This is a genomic window from Streptosporangium sp. NPDC006007 (genome assembly GCF_040614315.1).
Lineage (GTDB): Bacteria > Actinomycetota > Actinomycetes > Streptosporangiales > Streptosporangiaceae > Streptosporangium.
The window spans coordinates 172,408-188,173 of the sequence record NZ_JBEXUG010000005.1 but is presented as its reverse complement, the minus strand read 5'-3'; the positions used below and the strand labels follow the sequence as shown (position 1 = coordinate 188,173).

The 15,766-nt window shown below is 69.0% G+C and carries 17 protein-coding genes; 13 read left to right on the top strand and 4 right to left on the bottom strand.

Annotated features, from left to right (window positions below; all coding sequences use genetic code 11):
• Positions 1-179: 179 nt before the first annotated feature.
• Genes hrcA through ABZ194_RS06515 form a run of 3 tightly spaced genes read left to right on the top strand, consistent with a single transcriptional unit; the run spans position 180 to position 3,143 of the window.
• Positions 180-1,193 (top strand): heat-inducible transcriptional repressor HrcA, encoded by a 1,014-nt coding sequence (gene hrcA, locus ABZ194_RS06525; RefSeq protein WP_355593158.1) that lies wholly within the window; start codon positions 180-182, stop codon positions 1,191-1,193.
• A 12-nt stretch (positions 1,194-1,205) separates the two neighbouring features.
• Positions 1,206-2,354 carry a molecular chaperone DnaJ gene (gene dnaJ, locus ABZ194_RS06520; RefSeq protein WP_355593020.1) on the top strand — a complete coding sequence of 383 codons (1,149 nt, stop codon included), beginning with the start codon at positions 1,206-1,208 and terminating at the stop codon, positions 2,352-2,354.
• Between the two features lie 57 nt (positions 2,355-2,411).
• On the top strand, positions 2,412-3,143 hold the full coding sequence (locus ABZ194_RS06515; RefSeq protein ID WP_355593019.1) for a 16S rRNA (uracil(1498)-N(3))-methyltransferase: 732 nt from the start codon (positions 2,412-2,414) through the stop codon (positions 3,141-3,143).
• A 4-nt stretch (positions 3,144-3,147) separates the two neighbouring features.
• Here ABZ194_RS06515 and ABZ194_RS06510 read toward each other — a convergent pair whose 3' ends face one another.
• Positions 3,148-3,798: a hypothetical protein gene (locus ABZ194_RS06510; protein WP_355593017.1), complete on the bottom strand. Its 651-nt coding sequence runs from the start codon at positions 3,796-3,798 to the stop codon at positions 3,148-3,150.
• Complete coding sequence (locus ABZ194_RS06505; protein ID WP_189792110.1) at positions 3,795-4,274, bottom strand: SigE family RNA polymerase sigma factor; 480 nt, start codon at positions 4,272-4,274, stop codon at positions 3,795-3,797. The genes ABZ194_RS06510 and ABZ194_RS06505 overlap by 4 nt, the downstream gene beginning before the upstream one ends.
• A gap of 284 nt (positions 4,275-4,558) precedes the next feature.
• Here ABZ194_RS06505 and ABZ194_RS06500 point away from each other — a divergent pair, with 284 nt between their 5' ends.
• The 7 genes from ABZ194_RS06500 (at position 4,559) to era (ending at position 10,372) form a co-directional block, all read left to right on the top strand.
• Complete coding sequence (locus ABZ194_RS06500; RefSeq protein ID WP_355593155.1) at positions 4,559-4,909, top strand: histidine triad nucleotide-binding protein; 351 nt, start codon at positions 4,559-4,561, stop codon at positions 4,907-4,909.
• A gap of 91 nt (positions 4,910-5,000) precedes the next feature.
• The gene (locus ABZ194_RS06495; protein ID WP_355593015.1) at positions 5,001-6,077 is read left to right on the top strand and encodes a PhoH family protein; all 1,077 of its coding nucleotides are present in this window, start codon (positions 5,001-5,003) and stop codon (positions 6,075-6,077) included.
• The gene (gene ybeY / locus ABZ194_RS06490) at positions 6,074-6,556 is read left to right on the top strand and encodes an rRNA maturation RNase YbeY (protein ID WP_355593013.1); all 483 of its coding nucleotides are present in this window, start codon (positions 6,074-6,076) and stop codon (positions 6,554-6,556) included. Before ABZ194_RS06495 ends, ybeY begins: the two co-directional genes overlap by 4 nt.
• The gene (locus ABZ194_RS06485; protein ID WP_355593011.1) at positions 6,553-7,857 is read left to right on the top strand and encodes a hemolysin family protein; all 1,305 of its coding nucleotides are present in this window, start codon (positions 6,553-6,555) and stop codon (positions 7,855-7,857) included. Before ybeY ends, ABZ194_RS06485 begins: the two co-directional genes overlap by 4 nt.
• 450 nt (positions 7,858-8,307) lie before the next feature.
• Complete coding sequence (locus tag ABZ194_RS06480; RefSeq protein WP_355593009.1) at positions 8,308-8,955, top strand: hypothetical protein; 648 nt, start codon at positions 8,308-8,310, stop codon at positions 8,953-8,955.
• Positions 8,956-9,101: 146 nt separating this feature from the next.
• Entirely contained in the window at positions 9,102-9,434 is a 333-nt protein-coding gene (locus ABZ194_RS06475) for a cytidine deaminase (protein WP_355593007.1), read from the top strand.
• A 17-nt stretch (positions 9,435-9,451) separates the two neighbouring features.
• Positions 9,452-10,372 (top strand): GTPase Era, encoded by a 921-nt coding sequence (gene era / locus ABZ194_RS06470; RefSeq protein ID WP_355593005.1) that lies wholly within the window; start codon positions 9,452-9,454, stop codon positions 10,370-10,372.
• Positions 10,373-10,431: 59 nt separating this feature from the next.
• On the opposite strand, the gene ABZ194_RS06465 is transcribed toward era, so the two are convergent.
• Complete coding sequence (locus ABZ194_RS06465; protein ID WP_355593003.1) at positions 10,432-10,902, bottom strand: hypothetical protein; 471 nt, start codon at positions 10,900-10,902, stop codon at positions 10,432-10,434.
• 415 nt (positions 10,903-11,317) lie between these two features.
• On the opposite strand from ABZ194_RS06465, the gene ABZ194_RS06460 reads away from it, so the two are divergent.
• Both ABZ194_RS06460 and ABZ194_RS06455 read left to right on the top strand, forming a co-directional pair.
• Positions 11,318-12,445, top strand: a complete 1,128-nt coding sequence (locus ABZ194_RS06460) for a transporter substrate-binding domain-containing protein (protein WP_355593001.1) — start codon at positions 11,318-11,320, stop codon at positions 12,443-12,445.
• Entirely contained in the window at positions 12,442-13,428 is a 987-nt protein-coding gene (locus ABZ194_RS06455; RefSeq protein ID WP_355592999.1) for a hypothetical protein, read from the top strand. The genes ABZ194_RS06460 and ABZ194_RS06455 overlap by 4 nt, the downstream gene beginning before the upstream one ends.
• 26 nt (positions 13,429-13,454) lie before the next feature.
• On the opposite strand, the gene ABZ194_RS06450 is transcribed toward ABZ194_RS06455, so the two are convergent.
• On the bottom strand, positions 13,455-13,700 hold the full coding sequence (locus tag ABZ194_RS06450; protein WP_355592997.1) for a DUF2630 family protein: 246 nt from the start codon (positions 13,698-13,700) through the stop codon (positions 13,455-13,457).
• Between the two features lie 317 nt (positions 13,701-14,017).
• Here ABZ194_RS06450 and leuA point away from each other — a divergent pair, with 317 nt between their 5' ends.
• Positions 14,018-15,730 carry a 2-isopropylmalate synthase gene (gene leuA, locus ABZ194_RS06445; protein ID WP_355592995.1) on the top strand — a complete coding sequence of 571 codons (1,713 nt, stop codon included), beginning with the start codon at positions 14,018-14,020 and terminating at the stop codon, positions 15,728-15,730.
• Positions 15,731-15,766: the final 36 nt, after the last annotated feature.

Below are 15,766 nucleotides of genomic sequence, written 5' to 3'. Positions count from 1 at the left end.
AAATTGTGGGGCTTACCGGTTGGATAGCGATAGCAGGTGACTTGATAACGACTTGGCCCCATCATCGTGCTGCCGTGTTATCGCACCCCGAGGACGGGAGCCGTACACTTGGCACTCGGGAACACAGAGTGCCAGACCTGACGTTTTCCCGTCCGAACGCAGGTAGGGAGGTGAGCACGTTGGTCGACGACCGTAAACTGGCGGTCCTTCGGGCCATCGTCGAGGACTACGTGTCCACCAACGAGCCGGTGGGTTCCAAGGCCCTCGCGGACCGTCACAGCCTGGGTGTGTCGCCGGCGACCATCCGCAACGACATGGCGGTGCTGGAGGAGCAGGGCTACATCGCCCAGCCCCACACCAGTGCGGGCCGGGTGCCGACCGACAAGGGCTATCGGCTCTTCGTCGACCGGCTCTCGCAGGTCAAGCCATTGTCCGCCCCGGAGAGAAGGGCCATCGAGACCTTCCTCGCGGGCGCGGTCGACATCGACGACGTCGTGATGCGCACGGTCCGGCTGCTGGCCCAGCTGACCCGCCAGGTCGCCGTGGTCCAATACCCCACGATGACCAACTCCAAGGTGCGGCACGTCGAGCTGGTCCCGCTGAGCGAGCGCCGGCTGATGTTCGTGCTCATCACCAACACCGGGCGGGTCGAGCAGCGCGTGGTCGAGCTTCCCGACGTCGTCGACGAGAACCGCGTGGCCCACCTGCGCGCGACCCTCAACGCCTGTCTGGACGGCTGCGGTCTGGCGGGGGTTCCCGACATGGTCGCGGACCTGCCCGAGCGGCTTCCGGCGGAGGACCGGCCGCTCGCGGCCACGATCCTGTCGGTGCTGCTGGAGTCTCTTGTGGACCGGCACGATGAGAAGATCGTTTTTGCCGGGGCCGCCAACCTCGCGGGAGCCGACTTCACCGTCGGCCTGCGCGATGTGCTGGAGGCCCTGGAGGAGCAGGTGGTGCTCATGCGCCTGCTCGGCGAGACCTCGGATCTTTCGGCGCTGACGGTGCGGATCGGCTCGGAGAACCCCTACACCGGGCTTCAGGGCACATCCATCGTCGTCGCCGGATACGGTTCGGGGGACAAGCAACTGGCCCGGCTCGGTGTGCTGGGGCCGACGCGAATGGACTACCCGGTCACGATGGGCGCGGTGCGCGCGGTGGCACGCTACGTCAGCCAGATCCTGGCTGCATCCTAAGAGGTCAACTAAGTGGCTAAGAGTGACTACTACGGCACCCTCGGGGTGCGCCGCGATGCCAGTGCGGAAGAGATCAAGAAGGCTTACCGCCGCCTGGCCAGGGAACTGCATCCCGATGTGAACCCCGACCCTGAGACTCAGGAGCGGTTCAAGGACATCACGCAGGCGTACGAGGTGCTGTCCGACCCCGGCAAGCGCCAGATGTACGACATGGGAGCCGATCCGTTCGCCGCCGGTGGCGGTGCGGGCGCCGGGGGGTTCGGCGCGGGTTTCCCGTTCAGCGACATCATGGACGCCTTCTTCGGCGCGGCCGGCGGCGGTGGAGGAGGGGGCCGAGGCCCACGTTCGCGCGCCCGCCGCGGCCGCAACGCCACCATCCGGGTGGAGCTCGACCTGCGGGAGTCGGCCTTCGGCACCACCCGTGAGCTGGTCGTCGACACCGCCGTGCTCTGCGAGGTCTGCACCGGCTCCGGCGCGGCCTCCGGCACCCACCCCGACACCTGTGACGTCTGCCACGGACGAGGTGAGGTCTCCCAGGTCACGCGGTCCTTCCTCGGCCAGGTCATGACGTCCCGCCCCTGTCCCCAGTGCGGCGGGTTCGGTTCGATCATCCGTCACCCCTGCCAGGAGTGCTCCGGCGACGGCCGGGTCCGCACCCGGCGGACCATCAAGGTCCGCATCCCCGCCGGGGTGGAGGACGGCACCCACATCCAGCTCGCCGGCGAAGGCGAGATCGGCCCCGGCGGAGGGCCGCCCGGCGACCTGTTCCTGGAGATCGTCGAGCGTCCGCACGACACCTTCGAGCGCCGCGGCGACGACCTGCACTGCACCGTGCAGATCCCGATGAGCGCGGCGGCCCTCGGCACGATCCTGACCATGGAGACGCTCGACGGCGCCGAGGAGCTGGACGTCCGGCCGGGCACCCAGTCCGGGCAGACCATCCCGCTGTACGGCCGGGGCGTCCAGCGTCTCAACGGGACCGGCCGGGGAGACCTGTTGATACACGTCAGTGTGGAGACGCCCAACCGTCTGGACCCCGCCCAGGAGGAGCTCCTGCGCGAGCTCGCCAAGCTCCGCGGCGAGGAGCGCCCGCCCGGCAAGTTCGCCCCGGGGCAGCAGAGCCTCTTCTCCCGGCTCAGGGACGCCTTCAATGGCCGCTGAGCGGGCCGCTCAGCGGGTCGTCCGGGTCATTGGGGCCGCCCGGCGGGCCGCCGGCCGATGACCGTCCCGGTCTTCCTGGCCGAGGCCGCCGACCTGGCGCGACCGGAGTTCACCCTCGGCGGCCCCGAGGGACACCACGCGGCGGCGGTACGGCGGCTGCGCGCGGGGGAGCGGCTCGACCTCACCGACGGCGCGGGCGCCGTCGCCGAGTGCGTGGTCCGCGACGTGGGCAGGGACTCGCTCCGTGTCGAGGTGCTGCGCCGCTACGACGTGCCCCCGCCGAGCCCGCGACTGGTCGTGGTGCAGGGGCTGCCCAAGGGCGACCGGGGCGAGCTGGCCGTGGAGATGATGACCGAGACCGGCGTCGACGTGATCGTGCCCTGGGCCGCGGGCCGGTCCGTCACCCGGTGGAAGGGCGACCGGGCGGCCAGGTCACTGGCCCGCTGGCGATCCACGGCGCGGGAGGCGGGCAAGCAGTCCCGCCGTTTCCACCTGCCCGAGGTGACCGAGCCCGCCGCCACCTCCGGTGTCGCCGCCCTGCTGGCGTCGGCCGCGCTCGGCCTGGTGCTGCACGAGGAGGCCGCCTCCCCCCTGTCCACCCTGGATCTGCCGACCGGCGGCGACATCGTGGTGGTGGTCGGGCCGGAGGGAGGTGTCGCCGAGGAGGAGATCACCGCGTTCCGCGAGGCGGGAGCCGTACCGGCGCTGCTCGGGCCGACGGTGCTGCGCACCTCGACGGCGGGGGTCGCCGCGGCGGCGGTGCTTCAGGCGCGCACCGGTCGCTGGTGACGGGCTAGCGCCCGCTGGGGGTCGGGGTCGCCGCCGCCGTCGGCAGCAGGGGCTGCCGGTTGTCCACCGGCGGCGGGCACTCGCCGACCGCGCACGGGGGGTCGGAGGGACCACCGGGCTCCGCGGGCGTCGGAGTCGGCGTCTCCGTCTCCTTGCACTCCTTGGGCAGTCCCTCCGGCTCGACCGTGGTGGCCGGCGTGGTGGGGCAGGTGGGCGACGGCGTGGGCTTCGGGGTCCTGGAGGGCCTCGGGGTCGCCGTTGGGCTCGGGGCCGAGGTCTTGGACGGGCCGATCGACGGCGACGTGACGCCCGGCCTGATGACGGGCAGAGGCCGCTGATCTCTTTCCACGGGTGGGCGCGAGGTGGCCGACATCTCCGGCGAGGTCGACTCGGTGAAGTTGACCTCGCCGCTCGTGACCTGCTCGGTCACCTGCTCACGCAGTTGCGGGACCACCATGACGACGGTGGCCGCGACGAGGACGGCCCCGGCGACCGAGGCCCCGGCGCGCCACCACATCAGCCCGCGGAGCCCCCGCCTCTCTATCCGAGTGCGGATGATCTCCAGCCCGTCGGGGGAGGGAACGACCGAGTTCGCCTCCGCGTTCAGGGCACGGCGGAGCAGCTCGCCGTACTCATCATCGGGAGAGTCGGTCATGACAGTTGCTCCAGTGAGGTTCGTAGGGCGGCCATGCCACGAGCCGTGTGACTCTTGACCGCACCCTTGCTGATGCCCATGGCATGGGCGATCTGCGCCTCGGACAGGTCGCCGTAATAGCGCAGAACCAGTGCCTCGCGCTGTCGCGCGGGCAGGCCGCGAAGCGCCTCGATGACGGCCGACCGTTCCAGCTCGCCGATCGCGCCGTTCTCGGCGCTGGGCGCGTCGGGCAGTCCCTTGGGGGCGTACTTCTCCACGACCGCTCGATGCCGAAGCACCGAGCGCGATCGGTTGACGACCGATTGGCGCAGGTAGGCGAGTGCCTTGTCGGTGTCGCGCAGTCGACGCCAGGCGCCATGGATGGCGACGAACGCGTCCTGCACGACCTCCTCCGCGGTTGCGATATCGCGGACGAGCAACACTGCGAGACGCACAAGAGACCGATAGTGCGCGCTGTAGAGCGCGGTAACGGCCATGTCGGCATCCCACCCGACGGGCACCGCCCCGAGCGACCTGTCGGCCACGAGGGTCTCGGTGGTCACATCAGTAGGACGCTCGGCCTTCCCAGAGGGTTTACGCTCTTCCGGTTCATTAGGGGGCATGACCCAGTCGTGTCCTCGCCAGGCAGCCATATCGCGCTAATCGCATGGTCTGTCGTTGTTGAAGTTTTACATACCCACCTTATCCGGGTGGATCTTTCTTTGCCGACGATGAACCATCACCGATTGACAACGTCACCAAGGGATAGGGTGCCTGCATGGTGAGCGAAGCCGACTGCCTGTTCTGCAGGATCGCAGCCGGGGAGATCCCCGCGAAGATCGTCCATGAGACCGACCGCACCCTGGCCTTCCGGGACGTCAATCCCCAGGCGCCGACCCACGTGCTGGTGATCCCCAAGGAGCACTACCCGGACGCGGCGGCGCTGGCCGAGGCCGACGACGGGCTCGCCGACGACGTGTTCAAGGCGGCGCACGCGGTCGCGGAGCAGGAGGGCATCGCGGGCTCGGGTTACCGGGTGGTTTTCAACACCGGCCCCGAAGCGGGTCAGACCGTCTTCCACGTGCACGGACACGTGCTCGGCGGGCGCGGCATGGCCTGGCCGCCCGGGTAAAACCGGCAGGCGCGATCGCGCCGATCACGGATACGATGGCGTGGAAGTGACACGCCGATATCTGGAGGCGAACAGGCCGTAAGGCCCGCCCATGTCCGAGACAAACGATTCCAGCAGAGCCCCCCAGCCTAGGTCGAAGGGCCCCAGTCGGACCCAGGCAAAGGTGGTGATTCCGGACGAGCATTCGATGGTGAGCCTGCTGGGCTCAGGTGACGAGCTGTTGCGGGTCATCGAGGCCGCCTTCCGCGCCGACGTTCACGTCCGGGGCAACGAGATCACCATCACCGGCAGCCCGGAGGAGAGCAGCACCCTGGTGCGCCTCTTCGAGGAGCTGTCCGAGCTCGTCCGGGGAGGGGCGGAGCTCAGCACGGACGCTGTGGAACGCAGCATCGCGATGCTGCGGATGACCTCCGACCGCCCCGCCGAGGTGCTCTCCCTCGACATCATCTCCTCACGGGGCCGGACGATCCGCCCGAAGACCGTGAACCAGAAGCGCTACGTCGACGCGATCGACCGGCACACCATCGTCTTCGGTATCGGCCCGGCCGGCACCGGCAAGACCTACCTGGCGATGGCCAAGGCCGTCAGGGCGCTACAGGAGAAGAAGGTCAACCGGATCATCCTCACCCGCCCGGCGGTCGAGGCCGGCGAACGGCTCGGCTTCCTGCCCGGCACCCTCTACGAGAAGATCGACCCCTACCTGCGCCCGCTCTACGACGCGCTGCACGACATGCTCGACCCCGACTCCATCCCCCGGCTGATGGCCGCGGGCACGATCGAGGTCGCCCCTCTGGCCTACATGCGCGGCCGTACGCTCAACGACGCCTACATCATCCTGGACGAGGCGCAGAACACCTCGCCGGAGCAGATGAAAATGTTCCTGACGCGACTGGGGTTCAACTCGAAGATCGTTGTCACCGGTGACGTGACCCAGGTCGACCTGCCCGGAGGCACGCAGAGCGGCCTGAAGGTCGTTCAGGAGATCCTCGACGGCATCCCCGACATTCACTTCAGCCGGCTGACCAGCGCCGACGTGGTACGGCACAAGCTGGTCAGCGACATCGTGGATGCCTATGGGCGCTATGACGAGACGCTGCGGCGGAGCGAGCCGCAGCCGATCAAGGGCATGGTCAAGCGGCCCCGGGGAAGAACGGTGAGCGACCGATGAGCGTCGAGGTCAACAACGAGTCCGGCGTCGAGATCGACGAGGGGATCATCGTCTCGCTGGCCGGGCACGTGCTGGAGCGGATGGACATCAACCCGCTCGCCGAGCTGTCCATCCTGGTGGTGGACGAGCAGGCCATGTCGGTGCTGCACGAGCAGTGGATGGGGGAGCCCGGCCCGACCGACGTGCTCGCCTTCCCGATGGACGAACTGCGTCCCGGCCCCGGCAGCGGTGCCCGGCAGGAGGGCGACGCCCCCACCGATCCGGCGCTCCTGGGCGATGTGGTGCTCTGTCCGCAGGTGGCCGCCAGGCAGGCGGCCGAGGCGGGACACAGCACCGAGGCGGAGCTGGAGCTGCTGTGCACGCACGGCATCCTCCACCTGCTCGGCTACGACCACGCCGAGCCCGAGGAGCACAAGGAGATGTTCGGTCTGCAGGGCGAGCTCCTGGAAACGTGGCGGGAGGTGCGCCCCCAGCGGTGAACCTCGCCAACGGGTGGTTGTTCTCGGCCGTCGTCCTCGTTGTGGTCGGCGGCCTGATAGCCAGTGCGGAGACGGCCCTGACCCGCATATCGCGGGTACGGGCCGAGGAGTTCGTCCGCGACGGGCGCAGGGGGGCGGTGCGCCTGCAGGCGATCGTCGCCGACCCGCCGCGCTACCTCAACCTGCTGCTCCTGCTCAGGCTGAGCTGCGAGCTGGTCGCCACGGTGATCGCCACCCTGCTCTTCATCGACTGGGTCGGCGACCAGGGCGGGGCCTACGCCGCCGCGGCGGCTGTCATGATCGTGATCAGTTACGTGATCGTCGGGGTCTCCCCCCGCACGCTGGGCCGCCAGCACGCCGAAGCGATCGCGCTCGCCAGCGCCCCCCTGGTGTACGGCCTCACCAGGATCTTCGGTCCCCTGCCCAAGCTGCTCATCCTGCTCGGCAACGCGGTGACCCCCGGCAAGGGCTTCAGGGAGGGGCCGTTCACCTCCGAGGCCGAACTGCGCGACCTGGTCGACCTGGCCGAGGAGCGCAGGGTCATCGAGCCGGACGAGCGGGAGATGATCCACTCGGTCTTCGAGCTCGGCGACACCCTGGTCCGCGAGGTCATGGTGCCCCGCACCGACATGGTGTTCATCGAACGCGGCAAGACTCTGAACCAGGCCCTGTCGCTCGCCCTGCGCAGCGGCTTCTCCCGGATTCCCGTGGTCGGCGAGAACGAGGACGACGTCATCGGCATCGCCTATCTCAAGGACATCGTGCGCCGGGTGCAGGAGACGGGCGGCGGCAGCGGCGCCGAGCAGGTCGAGACGATCATGCGTCCGGCCACCTACGTGCCGGAGAGCAAGCCGATCGACCAGCTCCTGCGTGAGATGCAGGCCCGGCGGATCCACCAGGCCATCGTCATCGACGAGTACGGCGGGACGGCGGGCCTGGTCACCATCGAGGACATCCTTGAGGAGATCGTGGGCGAGATCACCGACGAGTACGACCAGGAGGCTCCCCGGGTGGAGCCGCTGGACGACGGCTCGGTCCGGGTGACCGCCAGACTGCCCGTGGACGATCTGGAGGACCTGTTCGACATCGAGCTTGAGGTGGACGACGTCGAGACCGTGGGCGGGCTGCTGGCCCACGCGCTGGGCCGGGTGCCGATCGCCGGCTCCCACGCGGTGGTGGAGGGGCTCAGCCTGACCGCGGAGAGCCTCGCCGGGCGCCGTAACCGGATCGGCACGGTTCTCGTCCGCAGGACCGTCTCCGCCGAGCCCGACTCGGTCACCACCGCCGCGGACCAGGACTGACGTCCCCTCCACGGCACCGCCCTCTCCGCGATCCCGTCTCCACACGTCTTGGTCGGTTCTCCACCGGGTCCCCGCGGCCGGCCTCGTTCGCGCCGGTGTCCACGGTGGGCGGCACCCCAAGCGGTCCGCAAGCGTTCTGCAAGCGGCACGCGTCATCCTCCTGTCGCGGCGCCTGGTTGCGCGGGTGCCGTCGGGGAGGTCCCCGGCGCCGGGAGGGGTTCGCGGCGCGAGGACAGCCCCTCGGGAAAGAGCGCGCGAGGCCGCCGACAGACGGCCCGCGTCTCTCGCTGAAGGGTGTTCTCGGCCACATAAGGCGGTTGAGGGCACCCTTAGGCGTTTCTTGATGATTGCCGTTTTTGCCGATGGGGAAGAAAGGGGATCGGCGGGGACAAGGGGACAAGACGCCTCGCATGTGACATCGGGGGAAGATTCATGACGCGGGGGATTCGAGTGGTCATTGCCGCTGCCGTCTGCGGGGTTCTGGCCGGAGGCGCGGCGGGGTGCGGTGGCGGGGCGGCGGACGGTCTCCCCGACAGGGACGCCCGCGCGGAGCTGACGCGGCTGCGGGGAATGCTGCGGGAGGAGGCGTCGAGGCTGCCGGACGGGTTCTCGGCCAAGCCGCGTGACGGCTGGGCACCCCCGTTCCAGGCGTCCAACCGCCACTGCCGGCTGATCCTCGACACCGCCGGCGGCCACCCGCCCCTGCGGGAGCCGGAGGCGCGGGTGGCCGTGACCTACCCGGGCGACCGGCTGGGCGAGCTGGCCGGGGTCAGCCTGGCCTCCTACGCCGGCGAGGACGCGCGACTCCACTTCGCCGAGCTCACCAAGGCGCTGAGCACCTGCCGGGTCGCGAAGAGCTCCACGGCGGGCAGAGGCACCTCCTTCAAGGTGTCCGGCCTGAAGCTGGGCGCCGTCGGCGGAGACGTTCAGGGCAGGCGGCTGCGCGGTCGGCTGAACGGATATCCGTACGAGATGCACCTTGTCTTCGCCCTCACCGGGCACACCCTGGTCTCCCTGGTGCACACCGGGGTCGCCCGGGTCGACGCCGAGCGCACCGGGCGGCTCGCGCGGTTCCTGCTCGACCGAGCAGCCGCCTGACCGCAGGCCGCAAGACATCCGCGCCGTCCGCCCGCGGCGGTGGAACAGGCCCGTGCCGGTCGTCGGGGCGGATCGGCGCGGAGGCGGCCCAGGCGGCGGGGCGGGCCTGGTCGCGCCGGGTCCGGTGAGCTGAATACCCTTGTGCCGTGAGTGACGCGACCCTCGACCCCGAGGACAACAAGATCATCGTGCTGGCCCGTTCAGCCCGTGCCCGAAACGGCGCCGCCGAGGGGGCGGCCGTGCGTGACGAGACCGGCCGGACCTACGTGGCGACCAACGTGGCGCTGCCGTCGCTGACGCTGTCGGCGCTGCAGGTGGCCGTGGCGATGGCCGTGTCCAGTGGAGCCGAGTCCCTGGAGGCGGCCGCGCTGGTCACCGAGGGGGACGGGCCGACTCCGGCGGACGCGCAGGCGGTCCGGGATCTGGGCGGGCGGACGCCGCTCGTGGCCGGTCCCGACGGGACGTTGCGTCAGAGCTGAGTCCGGCATCGGGGACAATGGTTGACGTGAGTTCCTCAGCTACAGATTTCCATGCCGGTTTCGCCTGCTTCGTCGGTAGGCCCAACGTCGGCAAATCCACGCTGATGAACGCGTTGGTCGGCACGAAGGTGGCCATCACCTCGTCCAAGCCCCAGACGACCCGCCGGGCGATCAGAGGCATCGTGCACCGTCCGGACGCCCAACTCGTGATCGTGGACACCCCCGGCCTGCACCGGCCCCGCACCCTGCTGGGCGAGCGGCTGGACAGCCTGGTGCTGTCCACCCTCACCGAGGTCGATGTGATCGGCTTCTGCCTGCCCGCCAACGAGCCCGTCGGCAAGGGCGACCGGTTCATCGCCGAGAAACTTGCCGCGATCAGGAAGACCCCGGTCGTCGCCGTGGTGACCAAGTGCGACCTGGCGACCCGCGAGCAGATCGCCGCGCAGCTCCTGGCGGTCTCCCGGCTCGCTGATTTCGCGGAGATCGTCCCGGTCTCGGCGCAGTCGGGGGAGCAGCTCGACGTCCTGGCCGAGGTGCTGATCGACCGGCTCCCGGAGAGTCCGCCGCTGTACGAGGGCGGCCGGCTCACCGACGAGCCCGAGCAGGTGCTGGTGGGCGAGCTGATCCGTGAGGCCGCCCTGGAGGGGGTCAGGGACGAGTTGCCGCACTCGATCGCGGTCGTCGTCGACGAGATGCTGCCCCGTGAGGGCCGTGACGGCCTGCTCGACATCTACGCCCACATGTTCGTCGAGCGTCCCTCGCAGAAGGCCATCGTCATCGGGCACAAGGGCGCCAGGCTCAAAGAGGTCGGCAGTCAGGCCCGCCGGCAGATCGAGGCGCTGCTCGGCACCCGGGTCTATCTCGACCTGCGGATCAGCGTCGCCAAGGACTGGCAGCGCGATCCCAAGCAGCTGCGCCGCCTGGGCTTCTACGACTGAGGCGCCGCGCGGGCGCCGATTCCCGGAAAACAGGTGACGGCACTTTCCCTCCTTCCAGGCTACTGCTGAGGGCGGCTGCCGGCCTTCTCGATGAGGTGGCTGATCTGCGCGATCGTCTCCTCGATGGAAAGGTCGCGGAGTGTCTTTTGCACCAGGAGCGGCTGACCTGTCGTGACGTCGGTGTGACCGTCCGCGTAGGTCGTGGCCTGGTCGAGCAGGACGGAGCGCGTGCCGGCCGCGCGGAGCTCTTCCGGGTCGCCTTCCTCTCCGTAGTCGATCTTCACTCTCATCTCCCTGACCAGCCGGTCCGGCGGGGTGGTCGGAGGGACGTTGTCCACGGAGAAGGTGGTCAGCCACTCGGTGAACCGGCCCCGGTGGGATATGCCGCCGGACAGGTTCCAGTTTCCCACCACGCCGTTGCTGTACGTGAAGCGCAGGTGTGCGATCCAGTCGTAGCCGTCCGAGCGGTCCGTTCTGTTGACGGAGACCACTTCCCGGTCTGTTATGGTCGCCGGCCATTGCGGAGCCATTGGCGCCTCCCGGGTTTCTGCTTTCACGCGTTGGACACCGCTCAAGATACAGGCGGGTAAATGCGGAGTCCATGAGTTGGATGAGGTATTCCAAGGAAGCGTTTTGGGGTTCTGACCTTTGTGTATGGAGGTGGTTTATGTGGCGCATTTCGGGTGGATCGGGATTTTATCTGCACGCCTGGAATGAAATAATATTAAAGATGTGTGTAAATTGAAGGTGATTCTTCGGGGCTCCGGAGCGGCCGGGGCGGCGGGTGGAGTGAATGGGCGGAGGGGGCGGGCGGGCCGGGTAGCCGCATCGGACGACGGTCACCGGAACTCCGGGGCGCGGCTGGTTTATCTCGTCTTGGTCAAGGCGTGCCCGATTTCGGTAATCGCGACATAGCCTGCGGGTAAACAGGAGTTCAGGGGGATCATGGCTGAGGAACCTGTGGACGCGGAGACACCGGCTGAGGAGCCAACGGCCCCCGTCGAGGACCACGGATCGCGGTCGGGGCCGCCGCCGGAGTCCACTCGTACGGCCGATCGGGCCCGGCCGTATCGGATGAGGCGGTTCCGGCTCCTCGCGTGGATCGCGCTGGTTCTGGCCGCGGTCGTGGTCGGCGCGTCGGTCCTGTGGGTGAGGGCGTCGCCCACCGAGGCCGAGCTGTGGGAGCAGGCCAGGCTGATCGGCAAGGACAAGCTCCGGATCGGCGTGAAGGGCGACATCCCCGGCATCTCCTACCGGGAACGGTCCGGCAGCGACGTCTTCACGGGGTTCGAGATCGACATCGCTCGCATGATCGCCGCGGATCTGGGTTTCCCGTCCGGCAAGGTCGAGTTTCTGCCCATCGAGACCGAGGACAGGGCGCGCATGATGGCCACGGACGGCAAGGGCAAGCCTGTCAAGGTGGACCTCGTGATCTCCAGCTTCAGCGTGACGCCCGATCGCGAGAAGAAGCCCGCCATCGGCTTCTCCATGCCCTACCTCTACACCGAGCAGTCGGTGATAACCAGATCCGGCTATCTGGGGAACATCACCTCGCTGGGACAGCTGAAGGACATGAAGGTCTGCACGCTCGGCACCTCCACCTCCGAGCAGGAGTTGGCGAAGGCGACGAAGGCCACCGTCACCGGCAAGAACCTGCTCAGTGACTGTGTGGCCGGCCTGAAGGACGACGAGTTCGACGCGGTGACCACCGACGCGGCCCTTCTAGCCGGATTCGTCAATGAGTCCTTGAAATCGAAGGAGACCGCCAAGAGACTCAAGTATCACGACATCGCACTGGACAAGGATGAGATGTGGGCGGTCAACGTGGGCCCCAACAAGGCGCTGCGCACCCTGGTCAACCTCTCGCTCTACCGGTCCTGCGCCGATCCGCATGACCAGAGGTGGGAGAAGGCCTACGAGAAGCACATCGGCTCGATGTTTCCGGACGTTCCTCCCCATGAGCGTCCCCCCATGGGCGTGGCTCAGCCGGAGCAGCCGTGCGGGCCCCCTCCCGAGGTGCGCAGATGGCCGTGGGAGCGGACCTTCCCCGTTCGGGAGGGCCTCTCCCGGTGAAGGAGACCGGACGGGTCAAGGCCGCACCGAGGAACCAGGAGTGGCTGCTCGCGCTGCTCCCGGTGTTCCCCCTCGTCCTGCTGGTGACCCGGCTCTGGTACGCCAGCGGGCAGGACACCCAGACGCTGCTCCTGCTGGTGCAGAGCATCAGCCCGCTGGGCCTGCTCAGCGGTGTTCTCCTGACGACGATATGGGTCCTGCCCGCCCTCATCCTGGGCGGCCGTGTGCTCGGCACCCTCTACTCGATCAGCGCGCGCCGCTCCTCCTGGCTGGTGCGCGCCGCCGAACGGCTCCCCGGCTGGGTGGTGCTCCTGGCCGTCGTGGTGGGGGTGTTCTCCTGGCAACTGCGTTTCCTGCCGACGCTGGCGATGCTGTCGACGGCCGCGGTGGGATTGCTCGTCCGAGACCGGTTCCCGGACCGCCGGGAACTGCGGGCCGTGGTGTGCTATGGGCTGCCCGTGCTGATCGCCGTGCTCTCCTACGCGGTGCTGTGGCCGGCGATCGGCGCGGCGCTCGCCGCGCGTGACGTGGCGACCGCGATCCTCCTCACGCTTCCGCCGGGGGCCACGGTCCTGCTGACCGGTCCGGTTCCCGAGGCGTCGGCCCGGAGCCTCACCCACGGCATCGCGATCGTGATCGCGATTTTCACGCCGTTCCTGGTGGGGGTGGTCGTGATGAAGGCGCCGATTCTCCCCCTGACGGCCCTGCAGCTGACCGAGAACAGCTCGTCACGGGTCCTCGTGGGCTACCTGGTCTCCAGTGACGACCAGATGTCCACCATTCTGGAGCGTGAGGGCGCGGTGAGCTTCGTCAAGAACAGTGCGATCCACTCCCGAGTCCTGTGCCCGGATCCCGGCGCGGTCCCCGGGACCTGGGTGGACCTGCACGGCTGGTACGTCGAGCAGAGCGTGGTCTCCTGGCTTGCCCCGACCCGGCCGCAGGGCCCGGTCGATCCGCGCTGTCAGGGCCGCTCCAGCGACTAGAGCGGCGCTGTCAGGGCCGTTCCGGTCTACTGGCGGTACTCCTCGACCTCGTCGATCGGGCGCGGCGCCGCCGAGTTGGGGTCCTCCCCGAACTCCCGGCGCGCCCGGCGCTGTCTGAGCAGGTCCCAGGCCTGGTCGAGGGCCTCCTCCAACTGGACGATCCGGTTGTTCTCCTCGTGCGAGGAGATGGCGCCGGAGGAGAGCCGGCCGCGGAGCGCGTGCTCCTCGGCGATCAACTCGTGGATGTGGGCGAGAATATCGTCATCCTTCATTTCGTCCCCCTGTTGTCGGCGGTAGCGCCACTGTAACTCCCGGTCCGGAACGGCCGGCGTGAGGCCGTGCGGGGGCGTGAGGCCGGTGTGCGGGCGGTCGTCTCCGTCCCCGGTGCCCCATCGGGCGCCGTGACCTCCCGCGTTTCGCCATGTGAGACCGTGGCTCAGGTATCCGGGATGGTCTGCTAACGTGCTAGGCATGCTGCGCGTGCTGCTTCTTAGCTGCCGCGACGAGGGCCTGTAGAAGGCCGGCTCCCTCGTCGCGGAGCGAGCCATGCGTGTCGGCCGCGACTGTCTTCCCCGTCGAGGAGCCTTGCATGTATCCGCAGCAGCAGCCCAGTCCCATGCCTTTTGAGCGTTATCAGTCCTACGTCCCGATCCGGCTGGACGACCGTACCTGGCCGGGCAAGGTCATCGACCGGGCTCCCCGGTGGTGCGCGGTGGACCTGCGTGACGGAAACCAGGCACTGATCGACCCGATGGACTCCCACCGCAAGCTCAAGATGTTCGAGCTGCTGGTGAGGACGGGTTACCAGGAGATCGAGGTGGGTTTCCCCGCCGCGTCGCAGACCGACTTCGACTTCGTCCGGCGGATCATCGAGGAGGACCGGATCCCCGACGACGTGGTGATCCAGGTCCTCACCCAGGCCAGGCCCGAGCTGATCGAGCGGACCTTCGAGTCCCTGCGCGGAGCCAGGCGGGCCATCGTCCATCTGTACAACTCCACCTCGACGCTGCAGCGCCGGGTCGTCTTCGGCCAGGACAGGGACGGCATCACCGCGATCGCGGTCGAGGGCGCCAAGCTGTGCGGGAAGCTGGCCGCTGAGATGGAGGGCACGGAGATCTACTTCCAGTACTCGCCGGAGTCCTTCACCGGGACCGAGCTGGAGTACGCCGTGGAGGTCTGCAACGCCGTCAACGACGTCTGGCAGCCGACCCCGGAGCGCAAGGTCATCGTCAACCTGCCCGCCACGGTCGAGATGGCCACGCCGAACGTCTACGCCGACCAGATCGAGTGGATGCACCGCAACCTGGCCTACCGCGACTCGATCGTGCTCTCCCTGCACCCGCACAACGACCGGGGCACCGCGGTGGCCGCCGCCGAGCTGGGCTACATGGCGGGGGCCGACCGCATCGAGGGCTGCCTGTTCGGCAACGGCGAGCGCACCGGCAACGTCTGCCTGGTCACGCTCGGCATGAACCTGTTCTCCCAGGGCGTCGACCCGGAGGTCGACTTCTCCGACATCGACGAGATCCGCAGGGTAACCGAGTATTGCAACCAGCTGCCCGTCCACCCGCGCCACCCCTGGGGCGGCGAGCTCGTCTACACCGCCTTCTCCGGCTCCCACCAGGACGCCATCAAGAAGGGCTTCGAGCACCTGGAGCGCGACGCGGCCGCGGCGGGGGTGCCGGTGGACGAGTTCACCTGGGCGGTGCCGTACCTGCCGATCGATCCCAAGGACATCGGCCGCAGCTACGAGGCGGTCATCCGGGTCAACAGCCAGTCCGGCAAGGGCGGGGTCGCCTACATCATGAAGGCCGACCACCATCTGGACCTGCCGCGCCGCCTGCAGATCGAGTTCTCCCGTGTCGTCCAGGCCCGCACCGACGCCCTCGGCGGCGAGGTGAACCCGGCGCAGATGTGGGAGGTCTTCACCGACGAGTACCTCCCGAACCCGGCCGGCCCCTGGGGCCGCCTGGGCCTGCTGTCCCACCGGACCGTCTCCAGGGGCGACGACCAGGACGCGATCGCCGCCGACCTGCGGGTCGAGGGTGAGATCCGCGAGGTGGAGGGGGTCGGCAACGGCCCGATCTCCGCCTTCTGCGACGCCCTGTCCGGGATCGGGATCCAGGTCCGGGTCCTGGACTACGCCGAGCACGCGATGAGCGCGGGCACCGACGCCAAGGCCGCCTCCTACATCGAGTGCGAGGTGGCGGGCCGGGCGCTCTGGGGCGTCGGCATCGACGCCAACACCACCGCCGCCGCTCTCAAGGCCATCATCTCCGCCGTCAACCGCGCCACCCGCTAGGTACGGCCCCGCGCCGCCCGGCACGACCTGCCGGGG